The organism is Cedecea lapagei, from assembly GCF_900635955.1.
In the GTDB taxonomy this organism is placed as follows: domain Bacteria; phylum Pseudomonadota; class Gammaproteobacteria; order Enterobacterales; family Enterobacteriaceae; genus Cedecea; species Cedecea lapagei.
In genome coordinates, this window is the sequence record NZ_LR134201.1 from 3019009 (window position 1) to 3044004 (window position 24996).

Annotated in this window: 18 protein-coding genes and 1 pseudogene; 11 read left to right on the forward strand and 8 right to left on the reverse strand. The window is 55.2% G+C overall.

The annotated features are described in order from the left end of the window. Positions 1-3 precede the first annotated feature (3 nt). Both EL098_RS14695 and rlmKL read right to left on the reverse strand, forming a co-directional pair. On the reverse strand, positions 4-1911 hold the full coding sequence (locus tag EL098_RS14695) for an ABC transporter ATP-binding protein (protein WP_126356928.1): 1908 nt from the start codon (positions 1909-1911) through the stop codon (positions 4-6). 5 nt (positions 1912-1916) lie between these two features. Further along, positions 1917-4040: a bifunctional 23S rRNA (guanine(2069)-N(7))-methyltransferase RlmK/23S rRNA (guanine(2445)-N(2))-methyltransferase RlmL gene (gene rlmKL / locus EL098_RS14700; protein WP_126356929.1), complete on the reverse strand. Its 2124-nt coding sequence runs from the start codon at positions 4038-4040 to the stop codon at positions 1917-1919. A 102-nt stretch (positions 4041-4142) separates the two neighbouring features. Between rlmKL and EL098_RS14705 the strand changes: the two genes are divergently transcribed. Next, positions 4143-5258, forward strand: a complete 1116-nt coding sequence (locus EL098_RS14705; protein WP_126356930.1) for a YcbX family protein — start codon at positions 4143-4145, stop codon at positions 5256-5258. On the opposite strand, the gene zapC is transcribed toward EL098_RS14705, so the two are convergent. Together zapC and pyrD are read right to left on the reverse strand one after the other, a co-directional pair. Then, on the reverse strand, positions 5255-5797 hold the full coding sequence (gene zapC / locus EL098_RS14710) for a cell division protein ZapC (protein WP_126356931.1): 543 nt from the start codon (positions 5795-5797) through the stop codon (positions 5255-5257). The two genes, EL098_RS14705 and zapC, sit on opposite strands and share 4 nt — an antisense overlap. A 153-nt stretch (positions 5798-5950) precedes the next feature. Next, positions 5951-6961, reverse strand: a complete 1011-nt coding sequence (gene pyrD / locus EL098_RS14715; RefSeq protein WP_126356932.1) for a quinone-dependent dihydroorotate dehydrogenase — start codon at positions 6959-6961, stop codon at positions 5951-5953. A 247-nt stretch (positions 6962-7208) separates the two neighbouring features. On the opposite strand from pyrD, the gene ssuE reads away from it, so the two are divergent. The 5 genes and pseudogenes from ssuE to ssuB all read left to right on the forward strand — a co-directional run bounded on the left by ssuE (position 7209) and on the right by ssuB (position 11465). Beyond that, entirely contained in the window at positions 7209-7784 is a 576-nt protein-coding gene (ssuE, locus tag EL098_RS14720; protein WP_126358464.1) for an NADPH-dependent FMN reductase, read from the forward strand. Further along, entirely contained in the window at positions 7777-8754 is a 978-nt protein-coding gene (locus EL098_RS14725) for a sulfonate ABC transporter substrate-binding protein (RefSeq protein WP_126356933.1), read from the forward strand. Before ssuE ends, EL098_RS14725 begins: the two co-directional genes overlap by 8 nt. Further along, a pseudogene (gene ssuD, locus EL098_RS14730) lies at positions 8751-9897 on the forward strand (FMNH2-dependent alkanesulfonate monooxygenase). The gene EL098_RS14725 and the pseudogene ssuD overlap by 4 nt, the downstream one beginning before the upstream one ends. A 9-nt stretch (positions 9898-9906) precedes the next feature. Continuing rightward, the gene (gene ssuC / locus EL098_RS14735) at positions 9907-10698 is read left to right on the forward strand and encodes an aliphatic sulfonate ABC transporter permease SsuC (protein WP_126356934.1); all 792 of its coding nucleotides are present in this window, start codon (positions 9907-9909) and stop codon (positions 10696-10698) included. Beyond that, a complete protein-coding gene (ssuB, locus tag EL098_RS14740; protein WP_126356935.1) occupies positions 10695-11465 on the forward strand; it encodes an aliphatic sulfonates ABC transporter ATP-binding protein in 771 nt (256 codons plus the stop codon). The genes ssuC and ssuB overlap by 4 nt, the downstream gene beginning before the upstream one ends. A gap of 36 nt (positions 11466-11501) precedes the next feature. Here the strand turns inward: ssuB and pepN are convergent, their stop codons facing one another. Continuing rightward, complete coding sequence (pepN, locus tag EL098_RS14745; protein ID WP_126356936.1) at positions 11502-14114, reverse strand: aminopeptidase N; 2613 nt, start codon at positions 14112-14114, stop codon at positions 11502-11504. Between the two features lie 203 nt (positions 14115-14317). On the opposite strand from pepN, the gene EL098_RS14750 reads away from it, so the two are divergent. The 5 genes from EL098_RS14750 (at position 14318) to EL098_RS14770 (ending at position 21663) form a co-directional block, all read left to right on the forward strand. Next, positions 14318-15562, forward strand: a complete 1245-nt coding sequence (locus tag EL098_RS14750) for an ankyrin repeat domain-containing protein (protein ID WP_126356937.1) — start codon at positions 14318-14320, stop codon at positions 15560-15562. 265 nt (positions 15563-15827) lie between these two features. Then, complete coding sequence (gene pncB, locus EL098_RS14755; protein WP_126356938.1) at positions 15828-17030, forward strand: nicotinate phosphoribosyltransferase; 1203 nt, start codon at positions 15828-15830, stop codon at positions 17028-17030. A 177-nt stretch (positions 17031-17207) separates the two neighbouring features. Further along, on the forward strand, positions 17208-18608 hold the full coding sequence (gene asnS / locus EL098_RS14760) for an asparagine--tRNA ligase (protein ID WP_126356939.1): 1401 nt from the start codon (positions 17208-17210) through the stop codon (positions 18606-18608). 596 nt (positions 18609-19204) lie between these two features. After that, positions 19205-20287: a porin OmpF gene (ompF, locus tag EL098_RS14765; protein WP_269462186.1), complete on the forward strand. Its 1083-nt coding sequence runs from the start codon at positions 19205-19207 to the stop codon at positions 20285-20287. A 185-nt stretch (positions 20288-20472) separates the two neighbouring features. After that, complete coding sequence (locus EL098_RS14770) at positions 20473-21663, forward strand: amino acid aminotransferase (protein WP_126356940.1); 1191 nt, start codon at positions 20473-20475, stop codon at positions 21661-21663. Between the two features lie 60 nt (positions 21664-21723). On the opposite strand, the gene EL098_RS14775 is transcribed toward EL098_RS14770, so the two are convergent. The 3 genes from EL098_RS14775 to ldtD form a co-directional block, all read right to left on the reverse strand. Then, positions 21724-22371 carry an MBL fold metallo-hydrolase gene (locus tag EL098_RS14775; RefSeq protein ID WP_126356941.1) on the reverse strand — a complete coding sequence of 216 codons (648 nt, stop codon included), beginning with the start codon at positions 22369-22371 and terminating at the stop codon, positions 21724-21726. Between the two features lie 39 nt (positions 22372-22410). Further along, on the reverse strand, positions 22411-22959 hold the full coding sequence (locus EL098_RS14780; RefSeq protein ID WP_126356942.1) for a YcbK family protein: 549 nt from the start codon (positions 22957-22959) through the stop codon (positions 22411-22413). Between the two features lie 184 nt (positions 22960-23143). Then, a complete protein-coding gene (gene ldtD, locus EL098_RS14785; RefSeq protein ID WP_126356943.1) occupies positions 23144-24979 on the reverse strand; it encodes a L,D-transpeptidase in 1836 nt (611 codons plus the stop codon). Between the last annotated feature and the right edge of the window lie 17 nt (positions 24980-24996).

Below are 24996 nucleotides of genomic sequence, written 5' to 3' on the forward strand. Positions count from 1 at the left end.
AGATTACGAGCCGTTTTTCAGCGCTTCGAGATATTCCCAACGTTCGAAGGCCTCTTCCAGGGCCAGCTCCGCAGCGGACATCTCCGCGAGGACTTTCTGGGTCGTATCGTGCGGCTGGTTAAAGAAATCCGCATCGGCGACTTTGGCCTGCAGCACGCCCAAATCGGCTTCCAGCTGCTCAAGTCGCTGAGGCAGTTGCTCCAGTTCGCGCTGCAGGTTATAGCTTAGTTTGCTATTAGCACGTTTAACAGGTTCTGCTTTTTGCGCTTCGACCTTCTCGGTTTTCACCGCCGCAGCCTGACGCAGAGGCTGGGCTGAACCCTGCTGGCCTTTAGCGTCGTGGTAGCCGCCGACATAGCGACCGATTTTACCCTGGCCTTCGAAGATCCAGCATTCGGTGACGGTGTTATCCACAAACTGACGGTCGTGGCTTACCAGCATTACGGTGCCCTGATAGCCATCAATCAGCTCTTCCAGCAGCTCCAGCGTTTCGACGTCCAGATCGTTTGTAGGTTCATCGAGAATCAGCAGGTTGCTGGGTTTTAAGAACAAACGGGCCAGCAGCAGGCGGTTTCTTTCCCCACCGGAGAGCGCGCGCACCGGAGTCATGGCTCGTTTTGGGTGGAACAGGAAGTCCTGCAGGTAGCCCAGCACGTGGCGTGGCTTGCCGTTCACCATCACTTCCTGCTTACCTTCCGCCAGGTTATCCATCACCGTGCGGTCAGGATCCAGCTCGGCGCGGTGCTGGTCGAAATAGGCCACTTCCAGCTTGGTGCCGCAGTGCACGCGGCCGCTGTCGGCCTGAAGCTGGCTCAGCATCAGCTTAAGCAGCGTAGTTTTACCGCAGCCGTTTGCCCCCACCAGCGCAATTTTATCGCCACGCTGAACCTGAGCGGAGAAATCGCGCACCAGCGTTTTGCCTGCAACCTGGTAGTTAACCTCTTCCATCTCGAAGACAATCTTGCCAGAGCGGCTTGCCTCTTCCACCTGCATCTTCGCGCTGCCCATCACCTCACGGCGTTCACCGCGCTCGCGACGCATCGCTTTCAGCGCACGAACACGGCCCTCGTTACGGGTACGGCGAGCTTTAATGCCCTGACGGATCCACACTTCTTCCTGTGCCAGCTTGCGGTCAAACTCGGCGTTCTGCAGCTCTTCCACGCGAAGGGCCTCTTCTTTTGCCAGCAGATACTGATCGTAGTCGCCTGGGTAAGAGACCAGCTTACCGCGGTCCAGATCCACAATACGGGTAGCCATGTTGCGGATAAAGGAACGGTCGTGGGAGATAAAGATAATGCTGCCCTGAAACTCTTTCAGGAACCCCTCCAGCCAGTCGATAGTTTCGATATCGAGGTGGTTGGTTGGTTCGTCAAGCAGCAGCACGCGCGGGGAACTGACCAGCGCGCGGCCCAGCGCCGCTTTACGCAGCCAGCCGCCGGAAAGCGCGGACAGCTCGGTATCAGCTTCCAGGCCAAGCTGCTCAAGCACTTCATTAATGCGGCTGTCCAGCTGCCACAGGCCCTGGTGATCGAGGATCTCCTGAATGCGCGCCATCTCGTTGAGATTTTTGTCGCTCGGATCGGTCATCACTTTATGGGAGATATCGTGATAAGCCTTCAGGTACTCAGCCTGCTCTTCCACGCCTTCAGCCACAAAGTCATACACCGTGCCCGCAACGTTACGCGGCGGATCCTGCTGCAAACGTGCGACGATCAGATCCTGCTCGTAAACCATGCGGCCATCGTCCAGCGGGATTTCACGGTTAAGGATCTTCATCAGCGTGGACTTGCCCGCGCCGTTGCGGCCAACCAGACAGACGCGTTCGTTTTCTTCGATGTGTAATTCGGTGTTATCTAACAGCGGCGCGTCGCTAAACGACAGCCAGGCACCGTGCATACTAATTAATGACATGACTATTAATCCCGGGATTCGTGAGTGACTAACCAGCAGTTATGGATCTGGCGGTTGCGCGCAAAGTCCTGCGACTGCGTTTTTTGTGTGATTTCCTGTGCAACCAGGCCAAGCTCCGCCAGGCCGGCGAAGTCCATTTTGAAGCCACGTTTATTGTTGGAGAACATAATGGTACCGCCGTGACGTAGCAGGCGCTTGAGATCCTTCATCAGCGCAATATGGTCACGCTGCACGTCGAAAGAATCCTCCATACGCTTGGAGTTAGAGAACGTCGGCGGGTCAATAAAGATCAGATCGAACTGTTCATCGCTGTCGCGCAGCCAGCCAAGACAATCGGCCTGGACCAGGCGATGTGCGCGGCCGGTCAAGCCGTTCAGGCGCAGGTTACGCTCGGCCCACTCAAGATAGGTACGAGACATATCCACCGTGGTGGTGCTTTTCGCGCCGCCGAGCCCCGCGTGTACCGTTGCGCTGCCGGTATAGGAGAACAGGTTCAGGAAGTCTTTACCTTTGCTCATCTGGCCCAGCATTCGACGGGCGATACGGTGGTCGAGGAACAGGCCGGTATCCAGATAATCGGTGAGATTAACCCACAGGCGAGCATCGTACTCACTCACCTCCATGAAGTCGCCCTTTTCGCCCATCTTCTGGTACTGATTTTTCCCTTTCTGGCGTTCGCGTGTTTTTAACACCAGCTTGTTGGTTGGCAGCTCAAGCACCGCAAGCGTTGCTGCTATGACGTCAAACAGGCGCTGACGGGCTTTGTTCGGATCGATAGTTTTCGGCGGCGCATATTCCTGCACCACCACCCACTCGCCGTAGCGATCGACCGCCACGTTGTAGTCCGGCAGGTCGCCGTCGTAGAGGCGGTAGCACTCAATCCCCTCCTGGCGCGCCCACTTATCAAGCTTTTTGACGTTTTTACGCAGGCGGTTGGCGTAGTCTTCGGCAATCTGGCCGCTGGCCACAGCAACGCCGGCCGGGTTAGCCGCCAGCTGATAGTTTTTCTGTACGCAATCCAGAGGACCATTTTTGGCTTTAAACTGGCGATCGGCGCGCAGCTGCAGGCAGCTCAGCAGCTCAGGAGAGGCGCTGAACAGCGACAGGTTCCAGCCGCCGAACTGGTTTTTCAGATGACGTCCCAGCAGGCTGTGCAGGGCAATCAATGCAGGTTCGCTTTCCAGACGCTCGCCGTAAGGCGGGTTACTGATAACCGTACCTGCGGGGCCTTCCGGCAGCGGGTTAGTCAGCTTAGCAACATCCTTCACTTCAAAAGAAATGATGTCAGCGAGGCCTGCACGACGGGCGTTAGCGCGAGCGCGCTCAATGACGCGGCTATCGTTATCAGAACCAAAGAAGCGAGACGGGTATTCGCTCAGGCCACGGCGAGCGCGAACCTGAGCTTCGGTCACCACCTCTTTCCAGACGTCAGCATCATGCTTTGCCCAGTTCAGGAAGCCCCAATGCTTACGATGCAGGCCCGGCGCACGATCTGTGGCGATCATCGCTCCTTCGATCAGCAGCGTACCGGACCCGCACATCGGATCCAGCAGCGGCGTGCCGTGCTGCCAGCCGGAGCGCATCACGATTGCCGCCGCCAGCGTTTCTTTAATTGGCGCGGCACCGGTGGCATCGCGGTAACCGCGCTGATGCAGACCTTCACCGCTGAGATCCAGCGCGATGCTGGCGGTATCTTTATTAAGCCAGACGTTAATACGCAGGTCAGGCTGCTCGCGATCGACATCCGGGCGCGGCAGATTCTTGCGGGTAAAGGAGTCGACGATCGCATCCTTCACCTTCAGGGCGCCGTACTGGCTGTTGCGAATGGTTTCGTTCAGGCCGCTGAAGTGCACGGCAAACGTTGCGCCCGGTCCGAACAGCGCCGGCCAGTCGATAGCCATAACGCCGAGGTACAGATCGAGATCGCTGTAAACTTTGCATTCGCTGAGCGGCAGCAAAATACGCGAAGCCAGGCGGCTCCACATCAGGCTTTGATAGAGTAGACGAGTATCCCCCTGGAAATGTACGCCGCCCTGAACCACCTGGCAGCTCTGGGCTCCCAGCTTTTCTAGTTCAGTTTTTAACAGCTCTTCAAGCCCACGCGCCGTACTGGCAAACAGAGAATTCATATCGTCACTTATCAGGTAAAAAGAAAATTGTGGCGCATTATAGCTAATCCGCAACGCATGTCATAAAGTTGCCCTCTTAATTTATTTCCCACGGAGGGCGCCGTGATTACTTTGTCCCATCTCTTTATTCACCCGGTTAAATCCATGCGCGGTTTGGCGCTCTCCCACGCGCAGGCAACCACCAGCGGTTTAGCGTTCGATCGCATCTTTATGATTACCGAACTGGATGGCACCTTTATTACCGCCCGCCAGCATCCACAGATGGTGTTGTTTACCCCGGCGTTTCTGCATGACGGCCTTCATTTATCTGCCCCGGACGGCAGCTCGGCCAGCATTCGTTTTGCTGATTTTGCCGCCACTCCGGAGCCAACGGAAGTTTGGGGCTCGCACTTTACCGCTTTTATCGCCCCCGACGAGATTAACCGCTGGCTCAGCGGTTTCTTCTCTCGCCCGGTGCAGCTTCGCTGGGTTGGCGAGCAGCCTACCCGCCGGGTGAAGCGTCACGAAGAAGTCCCGCTCTCGTTTGCCGACGGCTTCCCTTATTTACTGACCAATGAAGCTTCGCTGCGCGACCTGCAAAACCGCTGCCCGGCCAGCGTGAAAATGACCCAGTTTCGCCCCAATATGGTGGTCACCGGCGTGCCGGCGTGGGCGGAAGATACCTGGAAAGTCGTGCGTATCGGCGGCGTCACCTTTGATGTCGCCAAACCTTGCAGCCGCTGCATTTTCACCACCGTAAGCCCGGAGCGTGGCCTGAAACACCCAAGCGGTGAACCGTTAAAAACGCTGCAGGGCTTCCGCACCGCGCAGGATAACAGCGGTGCAGTGGATTTTGGTCAGAATTTAATTGCCCGTAACAGCGGCATTATCCGCGTCGGTGATGAGCTGGAAGTGCTCGCCCACAAACCGGCGAATGTTTATGGCCCGGGAGAAGTGGTCGAAAGCCTTGAACCAGAGAGCCAGCCTGAAAGCAGGGTCAATATCGACTGGGAAGGCACAACGTTCCGGGGTAATAATCAGCAAATTCTTCTGGAGCAGCTGGAAGGTAAAGGGATTCGGGTTCCCTACTCTTGCCGTGCCGGCATTTGCGGAAGCTGTCGAATTCGTTTGCTGGAGGGAGAAGTGAAGGCGTTAAAGAAAGGGGCAATCGGCGCCGATGGCACCATTTTAAGCTGCAGCTGCGTTCCCGCCGGAAATGTTACCCTCGCGCTGCGTTAAACGGCCTGATCGAGGCTGAGACCGCTGCTTAAAGGCTGCGGCTTCAGCCGGTCATTCATGACTTTAATGGCATCGCCCAGCTGCATGGTACGACCGGCCAGCGTCAACCCCTGCTGCGCAAGCAGGCAAAGCGCGGCATTGTCGCCGGTTTCTACCACCAGCAGGTTCACCTGCTGCATGTTTTCACTTAACCACACGCAGGCTCCCTCCCCTGCTGCAGGCTGCCAGCAGTCGCCGTGCGAGACAAAATGCCAGCTTTTCGGCATTTGAGGTTTGAGGAAACGAATCGCCACCAGCGCGTTAAGCACCAGCTCGGCGCGCTGCTCTTTGGCCAACGGCAAATCACGGCACTTTTCTTCAAAGGAGAAATAGAGCGCCGCGTCATCAACACAAAAACCTGTGTTTTCAAAGGCATCCGGTGTCAGCATTTTTCGAGGAAAGCGCGAACGGAACAGCATGCCATTGGCCAGATCGAGCATCATGCGATCGTGCTCTTCGTCGAAATACCAACGCCAGTTATCGTCCGGTTTTATTCGCATAATGCTTACCCTTCATTTATCCCGCTGCTGAATTGCCACTCAGATTTTCACCATATTAATAAAAGACCAATATGTTTAAATAAGCAACAGTAGCGGAATATAAAACAACCAGGGCCGAAAATAAAGCCCTGGATGTTTGCAAAGAGTAAATGATCAGAGGTGGGTAACGATCTCTTTAATCAACGGCGGGCCTTTAAAAATGAAACCTGAGTATATTTGAACCAGTGAGGCTCCCGCCGCCATCTTCTCGCGAGCAGCGATCACCGAATCAATACCGCCGACGCCGATAATCGGTAACCGGCCATTTAATTCCTGCGACAGGCGACGAATAATTTCGGTGCTTTTTAACTGCACCGGTCGGCCGCTTAAGCCACCGGTTTCATCGCAGTGCTTCATTCCCTGGACCAGGCTGCGATCTAAAGTGGTATTGGTAGCGATGACCCCATCGATATTATGGCGAACTAAGCTGTCCGCCACCTGGATCAATTCTTCTTCAGAAAGATCCGGCGCGATCTTCACCGCCACGGGAACATATTTATGATGGATCTCTTGCAGCGCCTGTTGCTTATTTTTAATGGCGCTTAAAAGATCGTCCAGCGCTTCGCCATATTGCAGCGTACGCAGCCCTGGCGTATTCGGCGATGAGATATTGATCGCAATATAGCCAGCATACGGATAAATTTTATCCATACAGACCAGATAATCATCTTTACCCTGCTCAACGGGGGTGTCTTTATTCTTGCCGATATTAATCCCGAGCACGCCGTCGAAATGCGCTTTTTTTACATTTTCGACCAGGTTGTCTACCCCGAGATTATTAAAACCCATTCGGTTAATAAGCCCTTCGGCCTCCACCAGACGGAAGATCCGCGGTTTATCGTTCCCCGGCTGCGGGCGAGGCGTCACCGTACCAATCTCAATAGAACCGAAGCCCATCGCCCCGAAGGCATCAATACATTCGCCGTTTTTATCCAGGCCGGCGGCTAAGCCCAGCGGATTCTTGAACGTTAACCCCATGCAGGTCACCGGTTTTGACGGCACGTCCTGGCGAACCAGCCACTCAAGCGGCGTACCGGTGACAAAGCGTAGTTGCTGAAAAGTTAACTCATGAGCGCGCTCAGGATCGAGCTGGAAAAGGGCTTTACGAACGAAGGGGTAGTACATGAACTCTCCTGGATTCCCGGTGTGCAGACCGGGGCGCTATTATTCACGATCCGGGCGATGATTGGAATTGACCTGCCGCAAAAAAGCCTGAATAGAAGCAAACGTTTTCTTTCCCCGCTTGCGATATGCGCTTTTTCGCAAATCTATCCCGGAAAAATCACTTAGCTGAGGAAATCATCTCTGCGAGTATCACGCTAATTGTTATCAATGTTAGATATAAGCAAACAATTAGTTATAAGGAGTCATGATGCGTGTGATTACCCTGGCCGGAAGCCCTCGCTACCCTTCCCGCTCCAGCTCTCTGCTGGAGTATGCGCGGGAGAGGCTGAGCGCCCTGGATGTTGAAGTCTATCACTGGCACCTTCAGAATTTTGCGCCGGAAGACCTGCTCTATGCCCGGTTTGATAGCCCGGCGCTGTTAACCCTTATTGAGCAGCTCAGCACCGCCGACGGGCTGATTATCGCCACGCCGGTCTACAAAGCCTCGTTTTCGGGCGCGCTAAAAACGTTGCTCGACCTGCTCCCCGAACGCGCACTGGAGAAAAAGGTCGTCCTGCCTCTCGCCACCGGCGGCACGGTGGCCCATATGCTCGCCGTGGACTATGCCTTAAAACCCGTGTTAAACGCGCTCAAGGCCCAGGAAATCCTGCACGGCGTATTTGCCGATGATAGCCAGGTCACCGACTACCAGCACAAACCTCAGTTCACGCCCAATCTGCAAAAACGCCTCGATGAATCGCTGGAAACATTCTGGCAGGCGCTTCATCGCCGTGATTTTGCAGTGCCTTCGCCTTTTAACGTACGGGGAGTCAGCCATGTTTAATCTGCTAAAACGCCGCTCTCCGTGGCTTGCCTTTGCCGGGCTGCTCGCCTTTTCAACCTACAGCAATGCTTCAGAGAGTGGTCCGGAACAACTTCGTATTGGGTATCAAAAGGGATCGGTCAGCATGGTGCTGGCCAAAAGCCACCAGCTGCTGGAAAAGCAGTATCCGAAGACCAAAGTCTCGTGGGTGGAATTTCCTGCCGGGCCACAAATGCTTGAGGCGCTGAACGTTGGCAGCATCGATATAGGCAGTACGGGAGACATCCCGCCGATCTTTGCCCAGGCCGCAGGGGCCGATCTGTTGTACGTGGGCGCCGAGCCGCCCAAACCTCAGGCAGAAGTGATCCTGGTGCCGGAAAATAGCCCGCTGAAAACCGTTGCCGATTTAAAAGGTCATAAAATCGCCTTCCAGAAGGGCTCCAGTTCGCACAACCTGGTGCTGCGCGCGCTGCAGAAAGCCGGGCTGAAATTTTCCGATATTCAGCCCGCTTACCTGACTCCGGCCGACGCGCGGGCTGCTTTTCAGCAGGGCAACGTAGACGCCTGGGCCATCTGGGATCCGTACTATTCGGCGGCGCTGCTAAACGGCGGCGTCCGCGTCTTAACCGACGGCAGCGAGCTTAATCAGACCGGATCTTTCTATTTAGCCTCGCGCCCTTATGCGCAGGCCAATGGCGTATTTCTCCAGCAGGTGCTGAAAGCCTTTAGCGACGCCGATACGCTTACCCGCACCCAGCGAACGGAAAGCGTCTCGCTGCTCGCCAAAACAATGGGCCTGCCGGAGCCGGTGATCGCCAGTTATCTCGACCATCGTCCCCCCTCTGAAATTACACCGGTAAACGAATCCACCGCGGCTAAACAGCAAAACACCGCGGATCTATTTTATGAAAACCACCTTGTTCCGAAGAAAGTCGATATTCGCACCCGCATCTGGCAGCCCACCGGCACGACACAAGGAGCTAAGTCATGAGTCTGAATCTGTTCTGGTTTTTACCTACCCACGGTGATGGTCACTATCTTGGCAGCGAGACAGGTGCTCGCCCGGTTGACTACGGCTATCTGCAGCAAATCGCGCAGGCAGCCGATCGCATCGGCTTTACCGGCGTGCTGATCCCGACCGGACGCTCCTGCGAGGATGCCTGGCTGGTTGCCGCCTCAATGATCCCCGTAACCCAGCGGCTTAAATTTTTAGTCGCCCTGCGCCCGAGCGTGGTTTCCCCCACCCTTGCCGCGCGCCAGGCCGCCACGCTTGATCGCCTTTCCAACGGCCGGGCATTGTTCAACCTGGTGACCGGGGGCGATGCCGAAGAGCTGGCTGCGGAAGGGGTATTTCTCGATCACCAGGAGCGCTATGAGGCCTCGGCAGAATTTACCCGCATCTGGCGCCGCGTACTGGAAGGCGAAACCGTTGACTACGAGGGCAAACACATAAAGGTGAAAGGCGCGAAGCTGCTCTATCCCCCGGTTCAGCAGCCGCGGCCTCCGCTCTATTTTGGCGGCTCTTCCGATGCCGCGCAGGATCTGGCGGCCGAACAGGTTGATCTTTACCTGACCTGGGGTGAGCCCCCGCACCTGGTGAAGGAGAAAATAGATCAGGTCCGGGCGAAGGCCGCAGCTCAGGGGCGTGAGGTGCGTTTTGGCATCCGTCTGCACGTTATCGTGCGCGAAACTAACGAAGAGGCCTGGCAGGCCAGCAAACCGGCTTATTTCACACCTCGATGACATCACCATTGCTAAAGCGCAGGCCGCCTTTGCACGCAGCGACTCCGTTGGTCAGCAGCGCATGGCCGCCCTGCACGGCGGCAAACGAGACAAGCTGGAAATCAGCCCAAACCTGTGGGCTGGCGTAGGGCTGGTTCGCGGTGGCGCAGGAACCGCGCTGGTGGGCGATGGGCCGACCGTTGCGGCCCGCATTAATGAATATGCCGAGCTGGGCATCGACAGTTTTATCCTCTCCGGCTATCCGCACCTGGAAGAGGCTTACCGCGCCGGTGAACTGCTGTTCCCGCACCTTGATGTCGCTATCCCCGAAATTCCTCAGCCGCGACAGGTCCAGGAGAAAGGGGAAGTGGTCGCCAATGACTTTATCCCGAGAAAAGTGGCGCAAAGCTAGGGAGGCAGCATGACGGTATTCACCCACAAAGTCTTGCTGCGGCTGGCGCCCTGGGCGCTGCCGGTAGCCATTGTGCTTTTCTGGCAGCTGGCCTCCTCCATGGGCTGGCTTTCATCGCGCATTTTGCCCTCTCCGGAAGGCGTCGTGCTGGCGTTCTTGAGCCTCTCGGCCAGCGGTGAGCTCTGGCAGCATCTGGCCATCAGCTCGTGGCGCGCGGCGATCGGTTTTAGCATTGGAGGATCGCTGGGCCTGATTTTAGGCCTGATTAGCGGCCTGTCACGCTGGGGAGAACGCCTGCTGGACAGCTCCATTCAGATGCTGCGCAACGTGCCGCATCTTGCCCTGATCCCGCTGGTGATCCTTTGGTTTGGCATCGACGAAACGGCCAAGATCTTCCTGGTGGCGCTCGGCACCCTGTTCCCGATTTATATCAATACCTGGCACGGCATCCGTAATATCGATCGCGGCCTGCTGGAGATGGCGCGCAGCTACGGGCTTTCCGGTTTCAGCCTGTTTGTTCACGTCATACTGCCGGGCGCATTACCGTCAATTATGGTCGGCGTGCGTTTTGCCCTTGGGCTAATGTGGCTGACGCTCATCGTCGCGGAAACCATCTCTGCAAACTCAGGGATTGGCTATCTGGCGATGAATGCCAGGGAGTTTCTGCAAACCGATGTGGTGGTCGTGGCCATTATTCTTTACGCGCTGCTGGGCAAACTCGCCGACGTCAGCGCCCGCCTGCTGGAGCGCGTCTGGTTACGCTGGCATCCGGCTTATCAGCTAAGGGAGGAGACGGTATGACAACAGCTCGTCTGAATCAGGGCACGCCGCTGTGGCTAAACGGCGTCGGTAAACGCTATGGCGAAAAAGTTATCCTTAACCAGCTCGAACTGCGAATCCCCGCCGGGCAGTTTGTGGCGGTGGTTGGCCGCAGCGGCGGCGGTAAAAGCACGCTGCTGCGCCTGCTTGCCGGGCTGGAGGCGCCTAATCACGGCGCGTTATACGCCGGCAGCGCGCCTCTGCGTGAGAGCCAGGACGACACCCGGCTGATGTTCCAGGACGACAGGCTGCTGCCGTGGAAAACGGTGATAGACAACGTCGGGCTTGGGCTGAAAAACAACTGGCGCGAGGCGGCGCTTCAGGCGCTTACCGCCGTGGGTCTTGAAAATCGAGCCGCTGAGTGGCCAGCCGCCCTTTCCGGTGGACAAAAGCAGCGCGTTGCGCTGGCAAGGGCGCTCATTCATCGCCCACGCTTGTTGCTGCTTGATGAGCCTCTGGGTGCGCTGGATGCCCTGACCCGCATCGAAATGCAGGAGCTGATTGTCTCTTTATGGCAGGAGCACGGCTTTACGGTGCTTTTGGTGACCCATGACGTCAGCGAGGCGGTGGCTATGGCCGATCGCGTGCTGCTGATAGAAGAAGGGAAAATTGGCCTGGATCTGACGGTCGATTTACCTCGCCCGCGCCGACTGGGATCGGTGAAGCTGGCCGAGCTGGAGGCTGAGGTACTGGCAAGAGTGATGAAGCGAGGTTCAGAAGAGCCGGCTCGCGAAGTGCGCACCGGCTGAGTTTATACCCTCTCCCCGGAGGGAGAGGGGAAAAGCTTATGCCAGCGCCTTGGCAATCTTCTCGAACAGATCACCGGACAGGTTCTCCAGCCCTTTCAACTGCTCCAGCGCGGCGCGCATCTTAGCCTGACGCTCCGCGTCATAACGCTTCAGGCGAATCAGCGGCTCAACCAGACGAGAAGCTATCTGCGGGTTGCGGCTGTTCAGCTCGGTCAACATCTCCACCATAAACTGGTAGCCGCTGCCGTCTTTGGCGTGGAACGCTGCCGGGTTGCCTGAAGCAAAGGCACCGATCAGAGAGCGAACGCGGTTCGGGTTGCCCAGGCTGAAGGAGCGGTGGTTAAGCAGCTCACGCACTTTAGCCAGCGTATTACTCGCCGGGCTCGTCGCCTGCAGAACAAACCACTTATCCATCACCAGACCATCTTTGTGCCACTTCTCATCGTACTGCGCCAGCAGCTCTTCACGGCAAGGCAGCTGCGCGGCCACGGCTGCAGACAGCGCGGCGATGGAGTCGGTCATGTTGTCAGCCTGCTGATACTGCTCACGCACCAGCTGCTCAGCGAGTTCAACGTCGCCAAATGCCAGATAGCGCAGGCAGGTGTTGCGCAGCGCGCGTTTACCGATGTCACCATGATCCACACGATAGCCGTCGAGCTTATTGGCGTTGTAGATGGCCAGGAACTCGTCGGCCAGCTCCGCCGCCAGGGTCCGGGTCAGCGCACCGTGAACTTCGGCAATGGCGATCGGATCGATGGTCTGGAACAGCTCGGCGATTTCATTCTGCGAAGGCAGCGTCAGGATCTCCGCGGCCAGCGCCGGATCAATCTTCTCATCCAGCAGAATGGCGCGGAACGCATCCGCAACGTGCAGCGGCAGAGAAAGAGGCTGCCCCTGCTGGCTGCGGTTGACGTTGATCTTGATATAGGTTGCCAGCAGGCTCTGCGCCGCATCCCAGCGGGAGAAGTCGTTACGCGCGTGGCGCATCAGGAACGTCAGCTGCTGGTCGCTCCATTTATACTCAAGCTTCACCGGCGCAGAGAATTCGCGCAGCAGAGACGGGACCGGCTGGAAGTAGACGTTGTCGAAGACAAAGGTCTGCTCTGCCTGAGTCACGTTCAGTACGTGGTGCACCGGATGGCCATCTTTCTGCAGCGGGATCACCTTCCCTTCGTTATCGTACAGCTCGATATCAAACGGGATATGCAGCGGATGTTTTTCCTGCTGTTCGGCGGTCGGCGGAGTCATCTGGCTGATGGTGAGCGTGTACTGCTCGGTTTCCGGATCGTAGTCGTCACGCACGGTCACGACCGGCGTACCGGCCTGGCTATACCAGCGGCGGAAATGGGACAGGTCAACGTTAGAGGCATCTTCCATCGCCTGCACGAAGTCATCGCAGGTTGCCGCGCTGCCGTCGTGGCGCTCAAAGTAGAGCTGCATCCCTTTCTGGAAGTTCTCTTCGCCCAGCAGCGTGTGCAGCATACGAATCACTTCCGACCCCTTCTCATATACCGTCAGGGTATAGAAGTTATTCATCTCAATAACTTTGTCCGGGCGGATCGGGTGCGCCATAGGGCTTGCGTCTTCGGCAAACTGCATGGCGCGCATGGTGCGCACGTTCTGAATACGGTTTACCGCCCTAGAACCCAGGTCAGAGCTAAACTCCTGGTCGCGGAAGACGGTCAGCCCTTCTTTCAGGCTCAGCTGGAACCAGTCGCGACAGGTGACGCGGTTACCGGTCCAGTTGTGGAAGTATTCGTGGCCGATAACGCGTTCTATATCAAGGTAATCTTTATCGGTTGCGGTTTCGGCGCGGGCAAGGACATACTTGGAGTTAAAGATGTTCAGCCCTTTGTTTTCCATCGCGCCCATATTAAAGAAGTCAACGGCGACAATCATATAGATGTCGAGGTCATACTCCAGCCCGAAACGGGTTTCATCCCACTTCATCGATGCCTTCAGCGAGGTCATCGCCCAGTCGGCGCGATCGAGGTTGCCGCGGTCAACGAACAGCTCCAGCGCAACATCGCGCCCGGAACGGGTTTTGAAGCTGTCGCGCAGGACGTCAAAATCGCCCGCCACCAGCGCAAACAGATAGCAAGGTTTTGGGAACGGATCCTGCCATTGCACCCAGTGACGGCCATTTTCCAGCTCACCTTCGGCAATGCGGTTGCCGTTAGCCAGTAAATAAGGATATTTGCTTTTATCCGCGATGACTTTGGTCGTGAAGCGCGCCAGCACGTCCGGGCGATCCAGGTACCAGGTAATATGGTGGAAGCCTTCTGCTTCGCATTGGGTACACAGGGCCTCGCCGGACTGATAGAGCCCTTCGAGCGCAGTATTGGTCGCCGGGCTGATCTCGTTCACAATCGTCAGCGTAAAGGTATCCGGCACCTGCTCCAGGATAAGCGCGCCATCCTGCTGGCGGTAATGCTGCCATGGCGTCCCGTTTACGGCGATGGAGACCAGCGTAAGGTCTTCACCATCAAGCTGCAGCGGTGCGCCCGCTTCGCCCTGACGGACAATTTTACTGACCGCAGTCACCTGCGTTTTTGTGGCATCAAGGTCAAAGGTCAAATCGATATCGGTTATCGTATAATCCGCCGCGCGATAATCGTGGCGATATTTGGCTTGTGGCTGTTGTGTCATAAAAAACCTTATACATCGTCCGTAAGATAACGAACTTCAGTCTATTCCTGTTGCAGGAATGTTGCTATGCAGAATCTTCATCTTAGCCATCCGCTAAGCTAAATTTTTTGCCGGTTTATGCGTTATTAAGCCTTTCTCTCGCCCGGAACTCTTCTTTTACCTCTGCCACTTAGCAACACCCCTTCCTCCAGAGAGAAATAAACATGCGTATTCCGCCTTCCGGCCCAATGGCGTTTCACCAGGCCGTTGCCCAAAACGATGTCGCCACCATCCAAAAGCTCAGGCAGCAGGGCTATAAACCTGTGGCACTGGACCAGCAAGGGAACTCGCCTCTGGATGCCCTGGCCCATCGTCGGGATATCGACGGCACCACGCGCGCCCAGCTTTATCGGAGCCTTTTGGCTTCACTGAATCCCAGCGCACCGCCTGGCTATATCAAACCGGAAGCATTTCATGGCTCTCCGTGGGGGTTTGAAATACTACGCAGCGGCGCTTTAAAAGGGGGAGTGAACGACCCAAAAGGCGGCTCCCAGTCGCTGGAAGGAAAAGTGTTTTTTTCTGACCGTACGCGAGAGTCGAGCAACAAATTTGAAACGCGTGAGAACCTGCGCCAGAAACCGAGGGTTTACGCAAAGGGACTGGGTATTAAGCCCACAACGGTAGAGACGCGTTCAAATCTATACGTGCTGAGTAAAGCAATTAATCACGCCGCGTCTGCCAGACATTTCCCGGCATCAACGCTGATGCTAAAAAGCAGTAATAACCTTGAAGAGGCAGTTTATGACAGCCTGGTGCGCCTGCTCTCAAACAATGGCTACCGGTTAAAAAAGGAGACGCCAGAGCAGATCCTGCAGCAGACGGGCGTACCTGCCCACATCAAATTTGTTGATAACAGCCATCCTCCCGACAGCGAGCAAACGCGCAAACTTATCAGCAACGCGTTCCAGCGTATTGAGAATGAGATGACAGAGGGGAAGTTGCCGTTTCTGAATCTGCTCAACGACGGGCAGACCCTTCCGCTGGTGTTTGGCTTCAGTAAAGTTAACAACCTGAAGACGCACACCATCCATAACTCATTGAGCAATACGGCCTCAATGTTTAACTACCAGGCTGAAAATCATCCTCTGAGCGGCACGGCCAACGGTGGAAAGCTGAAGGAGATCGAGGTTAAATCCCTCGCCGATCTCGCCACATTGACGCTGGCCTGCAGGGTACGGAATGTGGCGCTGCCCAAAGACACGCTGATTCGCATCAACCCAACGCCTAATGAAAAAAAGCAGCATGGCCTGAAGGCTCTTTACCTGGATGCCTCTGCGCTTGCCAGGTTCAGCAATGCGTTACTGGACGGAGGCGCAACGGACATGGGAAGAATGACGCTCAGCGAGCTTCAGTCCCTGAATCATCGGCTGCGTGACAAAGCAGAGAATGGCAGCCTGCGTATTCGTTAATAACGAGGAATCACCGCCGGCTGATAACCGGCGGTGATTTTGTTGAAAACAGCGTAGTCGCACATTTTGTTTAGTACTCTAAACATCTTTTAATTCAAAGCATTGAAGCCTATTCATGCGGTCTGAAGCCCGATCGCCCCTCCCCATGCGGCCCCCTGAATGTTGTGATCCTGCTTCAATAAACGGATAATCAGGGTATACTCCCGCGTCTTTATCTGCCCGGACTGGATGGAAACGCTCCTGTGAGAGGATGCTGAAACGCGCCATGACAAGACACGCTTCCCCGATTTTGCAAACGCTTCTGGATACTGACGCCTATAAGCTTCATATGCAGCAAGCGGTTTACCACCGCTATTACGACGTCAACGTCGCGGCGGAATTCCGCTGCCGCGGCGACGACCTGCTGGGCATTCATGCCGACGCCATTCGTGAGCAGGTAGCGGCGATGCAGCACCTTCATCTCAGCGACGAAGAATTTCACTGGCTGAAAAGCCTGCCCTTCTTCAAAGCCGACTATCTCGACTGGCTGCGCGACTTCCGCTATGACCCTGCACAAGTTCAGGTGACCAATAATCATGGTCATTTAGACATCCGCCTGAGCGGCCCGTGGCGGGAAGTCATTCTGTGGGAAGTGCCTCTGCTGGCGGTGATCAGTGAAGTCGTTCACCAGCACCGCGCTCCGGGCGTCACGCGCCAGATGGCGCTTGACCACCTCGAAACCAAACTTCAGGAATTTAACGCCCTGACGGACGGGCTCGACCTTTCCCGATTCCGGCTGATGGACTTCGGCACGCGCCGCCGCTTCTCCCGAGAAGTGCAGCAGGCCATCGTTGAGCGCCTTAAGCAGGAGCCGTGGTTTATCGGCACCAGCAACTACGATCTGGCTCGCCGCCTTGACCTTACGCCAATGGGAACTCAGGCCCACGAATGGTTCCAGGCGCATCAGCAGATAAGCCCGGATCTGGCTAATAGCCAGCGTGCAGCGCTGCAGGCGTGGCTTGACGAGTATCCTGACCAGTTAGGGATAGCCCTTACCGACTGTATTACCATGGATGCGTTCCTGCGTGACTTTGGTAAAGCGTTTGCGACCCGCTATCAGGGCCTGCGCCATGACTCAGGTGACCCGGTAGAATGGGGAGAAAAAGCCATCGCCCACTACCAAAAGCTGGGCATCGACCCGCTAAGCAAAGTGCTGGTGTTTTCAGACAACCTGGATTTGAGCAAGGCCGTAGAGCTGTACCGCCATTTTTCCTCCAGGGTTAACCTCAGCTTTGGCATCGGTACTCGCCTTACCTGCGATATTCCTCAGGTTAAACCCCTGAACATCGTGATCAAACTTGTGGAGTGTAACGGTAAGCCAGTCGCGAAACTTTCGGACAGCCCGGGTAAAACCATCTGCCACGATAAAGCCTTTGTGCGGGCACTGCGTAAAGCTTTTGACCTGCCGTTGGTCAAAAAAGCCAGCTGATTCAGCCACCACCGGTGAATAGCGGCTTCGCTATTCACCGCTCCCCTCTCTTTCCTTTATTTCTTCATAAGCAACGCGAATTCTGCTTGTCTGATGGCGCGTGACAGGTAACATAGATATCCCCCATCTGTGGGTTACTGTTTTTTTTGTCATTGACCATTTAATAGAGAGAAAACTATGAGCGTTGTGCCTGTAGCCGACGTACTCCAGGGCCGTGCCGCCGTTGACAGCGAAGTCACCGTGCGCGGGTGGGTGCGTACTCGAAGAGATTCAAAAGCTGGTATCTCCTTCCTCGCCGTCTATGACGGCTCCTGCTTTGATCCTGTACAGGCCGTCATTAATAATTCTCTGCCCAATTACAATGAAGACGTTCTGCACCTGACAACCGGCTGTTCCGTGATTGTCACCGGTAAAGTGGTTGAGTCTCAGGGCCAGGGCCAGGCGTTCGAACTCCAGGCGACCAAAGTAGAAGTGACCGGCTGGGTTGACGATCCGGACACCTATCCGATGGCGGCCAAACGCCATAGCATCGAATACCTTCGTGAAGTGGCTCACCTGCGTCCGCGCACCAACATGATTGGTGCCGTGGCCCGCGTTCGTCACACGCTGGCTCAGGCGCTGCATCGCTTCTTCCACGAAAACGGTTACTTCTGGGTTTCCACGCCGCTGATTACCGCCTCTGATACCGAAGGCGCAGGCGAGATGTTCCGCGTTTCAACGCTGGATCTGGAAAACCTGCCTCGCACCGCAGAAGGCAAAGTCGACTTCGACAAAGACTTCTTCGGTAAAGAAGCTTTCCTGACCGTGTCCGGCCAGTTGAACGGCGAAACCTACGCGAGCGCGCTGTCCAAGGTTTACACCTTCGGGCCAACCTTCCGCGCTGAGAACTCCAACACCAGCCGTCACCTGGCTGAGTTCTGGATGCTGGAGCCGGAAGTGGCCTTTGCCGATCTGGACGATGTTGCCGGGCTGGCGGAAGCGATGCTCAAGTACGTCTTCAAGGCCGTACTGGAAGAGCGCATGGACGACATGAAATTCTTTGCTGAGCGCGTAGATAAAGAAGCCATCGAGCGTCTGGAACGCTTTATCTCCGCCGATTTCGCCCAGGTGAACTACACCGACGCGGTTGAAATCCTGCTGAACTGCGGCCACAAGTTCGAAAACCCGGTTTACTGGGGTGTCGACCTCTCTTCCGAGCACGAGCGTTACCTGGCCGAGCAGCACTTCAAGGCACCGGTAGTGGTGAAAAACTATCCGAAGGACATCAAGGCCTTCTATATGCGCCTTAACGAAGACGGTAAGACCGTTGCCGCTATGGACGTCCTGGCGCCGGGCATCGGTGAAATCATCGGTGGCTCCCAGCGTGAAGAGCGTCTGGATGTGCTGGACGCGCGTATGGCTGAAATGGGTCTCAATAAGGAAGACTACTGGTGGTACCGCGACCTGCGTCGCTACGGCACCGTTCCGCACTCAGGTTTCGGCCTTGGCTTTGAACGTCTGATCGCCTATGTGACTGGCGTGCAAAACGTGCGTGATGTGATTCCGTTCCCGCGTACGCCGCGTAACGCAAGCTTCTAAATTCGAGAAAACCAGAGGCCAGCTTCCGCTGGCCTTTTTTACGTTTCAATACCAAAGGTCTATTTTCTTCAACGTTCGTTAAACAAACGTCAATTTCAACCCTCTTTCCCGACTACCCCGTTACCAACTATTTCTGCCTCACACTCTTTAACATAAATTGCGCTTAAGTTTGCTCGCGCGGCTAAATAGTGATGGGCATAGCACATTTGCTCACTTTTCGCACAGACATCCAGACATCCAAAAACAAGTCAAAAAATAAACAATTGTGAACATAAAACATTCAACTGTTAACCTTATGCGGATTAAACATAAGTAATTCATATATATATGCTTAGAAATCACGCTTTCATGTTGCGCTGAAAGCGAAATTTGAAATGGTTCACAAAGTTCCCTTAAATTAACATTTAGTTACACATATTTTCTTTTTGAAACTCAGTTTAGACATTTGTAGCACTTTCAGGCTAGCGAAACGGTTTCATGGATGGAAAGATGCCAGACAGATACAGAAAGACACCAAACTATCATCAATAGTTCCGTAAAGAATTATTGACGGCAGTGGCAGGTGTCCATAAAAACCACAATGAGGGTAATAAATAATGATGAAGCGCAATATTCTGGCAGTGGTTATCCCTGCTCTGCTGGTAGCCGGTGCAGCTAACGCTGCAGAAATCTATAACAAAGACGGCAACAAAGTAGACCTGTACGGCAAAGCTGTAGGTCTGCATTACTTCGCTAAAAACAACGGTGATAACGCTCAGGGTAACGGCGACAAAACTTACGCCCGTCTTGGCTTCAAAGGCGAAACTCAGATTAACAGCCAACTGACCGGTTACGGCCAGTGGGAATACAACTTCCAGGGTAACAACTCTGAAGGCGCTGACGCTCAGAAAGGGAACAAAACCCGTCTGGCGTTCGCTGGTCTGAAATTCGGCGACGCAGGCTCCTTCGACTACGGTCGTAACTACGGTCTGGTTTACGATGCAATCGGCGTGACCGACATGCTGCCAGAGTTCGGTGGTGACACCGGCAACAGCGACAACTTCTTCTCCGGCCGTAACGGCGGTCTGGCCACTTACCGTAACAGCGGTTTCTTTGGCCTGGTTGAAGGTCTGGACTTCGGCGTTCAGTACCTGGGCAAAAACGATCGTGCTGACAACCCAACTCGCTCTAACGGCGACGGCTGGGCGACTTCCGCAAGCTACACCGTTGATGGCTTCGGTGTTGTAGGTGCTTACGGCGCAGCTGACCGCACTAACGATCAGCAGAAACTGACTTACGGCCACGGTGCTAAAGCAGAACAGTGGGCTACCGGCCTGAAATATGATGCGAACAACATCTACCTGGCAGCGCTGTACGGTGAAAGCCGCAACGCAACCCGTCTGACAATCAACAAAGTCGATGGCTTCCTGAACAAAACTCAGGACTTCTCCGTTGTTGCTCAGTACCAGTTCGATTTCGGCCTGCGTCCATCCATCGCTTACTACAAATCTAAAGCGAAAAACGTTGAAGGCATCGGCAGCGAAGATTACCTCAACTACATCGACGTTGGCGCGACCTACTACTTCAACAAAAACATGTCTACCTACGTTGACTACCAGATCAACCAGATCGACAAAAACAACAAGCTGGGCGTTGGCGCAGACGACACCGTTGCTGTTGGTATCGTTTACCAGTTCTAATTTCAGCCATTTGTTTGTCTGAAACGTTTAGAAACAGGGCTTCGGCCCTGTTTTTTTATGGCAAAAAAGTAGAATAAACCCGATGTTAGCGTTAACCGTTTCTTTTTGTCGCAAACGGTTGGCAATTCGTAAAACAGCAGTTAACCTGAAAGCGATTTCCCCCGATATCACTAATGGAACCCGTCATGTTTGAGAACATTACCGCTGCCCCTGCCGATCCTATTCTTGGTCTGGCCGACCTGTTTCGCGCCGACGACCGTCCAACTAAAATCAACCTCGGCATCGGGGTCTATAAGGACGAGACCGGTAAAACCCCCGTACTGACCAGCGTGAAGAAAGCAGAGCTCTATCTGCTGGAAAATGAGACCACCAAGAACTATCTGGGTATTGATGGTATTCCTGAGTTTGGCCGCTGCACGCAGGAGCTGCTGTTTGGTAAAGGCAATGCGCTGATTGCCGACAAACGCGCTCGTACGGCACAAACCCCGGGCGGTACCGGTGCGCTGCGCGTTGCCGCTGATTTCCTGGCAAAAAATACCTCCGCGAAACGCGTCTGGGTAAGCAACCCTAGCTGGCCTAACCATAAAAGCGTGTTTAACTCCGCCGGTCTGGAAGTGAAAGAGTACGCTTACTACGATGCGGAAAATCATAGCCTGGACTTTGATGGTCTGGTTGCCAGCCTGCAGGCTGCGCAAGCGGGTGACGTTGTGCTGTTCCACGGCTGCTGCCATAACCCAACCGGCATCGACCCGACGGCTGAACAGTGGAAAACGCTGGCTGAGATGTCGCTGGCCAAAGGCTGGCTGCCGCTGTTTGACTTTGCCTACCAGGGCTTTGCTCGTGGTCTGGAAGAAGATGCCGAAGGCCTGCGTATTTTTGCTGCCGGCCACCAGGAGTTGCTGGTTGCAAGCTCCTACTCAAAAAACTTCGGCTTGTACAACGAACGCGTGGGTGCTTTCACGCTGGTTGCCGCCGATGCCGATACCGCTGACCGTTCATTCAGCCAGGTAAAATCGGTTATTCGCGCCAACTATTCTAACCCACCGGCACACGGCGCCTCCGTGGTGGCGACTATTCTGAGCAACGACGCGCTGCGTACCATGTGGGAGCAAGAGCTGACCGATATGCGCCAGCGTATCCACCGTATGCGTCAGCTGTTTGTGAATACCCTGCAGGAGAAAGGCGCGAACCGCGACTTCAGCTTCATCATTAATCAAAACGGCATGTTCTCGTTCAGCGGCCTGACCAAAGAGCAGGTTCTGCGCCTGCGTGAAGAGTTTGGCGTTTACGCCGTCGCCTCCGGTCGCGTTAACGTGGCGGGAATGACGCCGGATAACATGGCGCCGCTGTGCGAAGCCATCGTTGCCGTGCTGTAAATCTACAGCCAGCAAAATGTAAAAGAGCCGCTTAAGCGGCTCTTTTTTTGGAATACTGATTTACCAGACCGGCTGTTCATCCTGTAAAAACGGATTATGCAGGCGCTCATAGCCTAAGGTAGACATCGGCCCATGGCCGGGAATAAAGGTCACATCATCCCCCAGCGGCAGCAGCTTGCGCTTTATTGAATCAATCAACGCCGCGTGGTTACCGCGAGGAAAATCGCTGCGCCCCACTCCGCCCTTAAAGATAACATCGCCAGAAACCAGCAAACGAGACGCCTCGTCGAAGAAAACGATATGGCCTGGCGTATGCCCCGGGCAATGCAACACCTGTAAAGTCACATTCCCTACGGAGACACATTCCCCTTCGTTTAACCAGCGATCCGGCGTCAAAGGCTGGCACTCGTCGAGGCCAAACATTCGGCTTTGCTGCGGCAGTCCCTGCAGCCAGAACTCATCTTCTTTTTCCGGGCCCACAACCGGCACGCCGTAATGTGCCGCCAGCTCAGCCGCCGCGCCAACGTGATCGAGATGACCATGCGTCAGCAAAATTTGGCTAACCTGCACGCCTTTCTGCGCCACTTCCTGCTTGATGCGTGCCGCATCGCCGCCGGGATCCACCAGCGCCGCCTGCTGCGTTTCCTCGCACCAAATAAGAGAACAGTTCTGGGCAAAAGCCGTGACCGGAATAATGTGATAGTTCATGCTGCTCCATTACCGACAACAAAGCCGGATTCCGTTGTTTTACCAGTGCCTTACCGGCCCGGTATCAATATGCACAAAGTCGCTGCTGGGGTAGTATCCTACACCACCTGCGCGCATAGATAATGCCGCTTTGCGAATATTGCTCAATGAAACCCCTTCAATATGAAAATCCATCGCCTGACCTTTGGTGTGGTAGCTTTTTTTCGCCACGCCGCGGCTGTGAGCGCGAAGTTCATTATTAGTGTCGATGGAACGGTAGCCGGAAATCAGCTGTACCGGCCTGTTCGTCCCCAACAGCCCCTGCAGGCGATAGAGTTGGTCAAACAGGGAAGGATCGATGGATTTAATCTTGTTCGCCCGGTAATCCCGGAAGAAGTGATTAAGTCTTGCTAATTCATCCTGAATATAGCCTCTGCCATCAAAAAACTCAGCTTTCAGTGACTCTCCAGTATGCAGGTTATTGAGAGTCAAAATACGCGGGCGTGGTGTCGAGAGGGTGGCAAACGACGGCAAAGGCATGAGAGCGGCACCGAAAGCCACGCCCCCCAAAGCCAGTAGCTTGCGGCGATTAGCGTCAAATTTGTCCATGATATCCAGGTCTACAGGTAATAAGGTGATCGTTTAATATGCACTTTTGCGCACTGCCACGGCACCATAACTGCCCGAATCCGGGGAGTCAAGGCACGATAAAACCCAGCAACGGCGGGCCCTGTAGCGGGCCCGGCTGGTTTTTACACTTTATACGACCACTAATTCATTAGAAATGTTGCGTTTAGCGGATTAATAACCCGGCTTTTGCGAGGTTTTGTGCGCCAGATCGCGCGGTGAGATCATAATTGTAAATATCTGTACGAAACTCGGTACGCCCCTCTTTACCGACAAAAGCCGTCAGATAGTAGAGATTAACCGGAATGTTATGGCGGATATTCACATATTTAGTGTTCCCTTCCTGCAACGTACTGGATATGCGCGAGTCATTCCAACCGGCATCCTGCAGCAGCATGTTCGCAAGCTCAGAGGCTTTATTCACGCGAACACAGCCAGAACTCAACGCCCTGGCATCCTTCTGGAACAGGTTATGATTAGGAGTGTCGTGCAGATAGATGGCATCAGAGCTTGGCATATTGAACTTATAACGCCCAAGCGAGTTCTGCGTGCCCGGCTTTTGCTGGAAGCGGAACGGCAGATTGTTCTCGGTAATCGTTGACCAGTCAACGCGCCACGGGTCAATCGTTTCGGCGTTATTGCTCCAGCCACGAATCACGCTGTAACCATGCTGTTCGAGGTAGCCAGGATTCTGGCGAACCTTCGGCAAAAGATCTTTTCGGGCAAGGGTCGGCGGCACGTTCCACGGCGGATTGACTACCACGTTATTCAGCGCACTGCTCATCATCGGGGTTTTGCGGTCAGGGCGCCCAACAATGACGCGTGAAGCAAGCGCCTCATTGCCGTTGAGGTAGTAAACCAGCGAATAGTTAGGAATGTTCACCATAATGCCGGTGTCGAGCTTGTCCGGCAGCAGGCGCAAACGCTGAATGTTTAACGCTATCAGCGCGGCACGCTGCTGTGGCGTGACGTTTAGCCAGTCACGCGTCAGCTGGCCAATTGCGCCATCTGCCCCCAGCCCTTGCCATTTCTGGAAGCGTTTGACACCTTCAACCAGATCGCGGCCATAAACACCGCGTGCAGCCGCCTGCTGTTTCTTTTTGCCTGCGGGTACGGGCAACTCTTCTACATTAATGGCGGACGGGCTCACCGTAACATCGGCAACGGTGGTCGACGATGGCTTATCCTGAAGCATGCCGGTTCGGGCGAGGATCTCGCGCAGCGCGCCAACATCATTACTCCACTGCCCCGGCCTCAACGTCTCTTTACCGGTCATTTGTGGCCACGGGCGAGTGTCAGCCAGCAGGCCGATCAAAGACTGGTGCAGCTGAGCATATTGCGGGTGCTGTGGCGCCAGGCTGCCAATAAAATTGACCAGTGAGCCCTGGTCGACCGCCACCTGCCACTGATTAATGACCGAAAGCGGCGGCGTTTTTAACTTATAAGGTGAGCTGCTGTAGAGCCAGCGATTCCCATCAATGGGGATCCCGGAGACAAACTGCAGGTAGCCCATCATGGCATCGGACAACACGACATCACGCGCCATGCCGCTCACAGCAGGGTCGGTCAGCAGTTCAACCCACTGGCTAAACTGCGGCTGTATTCCGGCAATCGCCACTTCCGCCAGCTGCTGCTGGAAGGCTTTTACCGCATCGCGGTTTTCCCACATAGGATTCATGTCACGCGCGGCGTAAAAAGCCGACAGCGCGTTAAGGTACACCGGCGTATAGCCCGCAGGCAGGCCTGCAATGAGCTGCGAGCGGCTTTGCGCCGCAGACATAGTGGCGGTGTTGGTCGGCAGCGTACCAGCCATCGTTGCCGTCGCCGTCGATTGCGGCAAAGGCTGATTCAGCTCCGTTGGCCGATCGGTCTGGAAAGCCGAGCTGTCGGAAGGAACCACGGCAGGCTCGTCGGCCTGCGCCGTAAACAGTGGAGCGAAACTGAGCGCCAGGCAGTAACCGACTGCCGACAATCGAAAACTTTTTACTTTTCTAAGCAACATCCCTTGCCCCCTGTTTT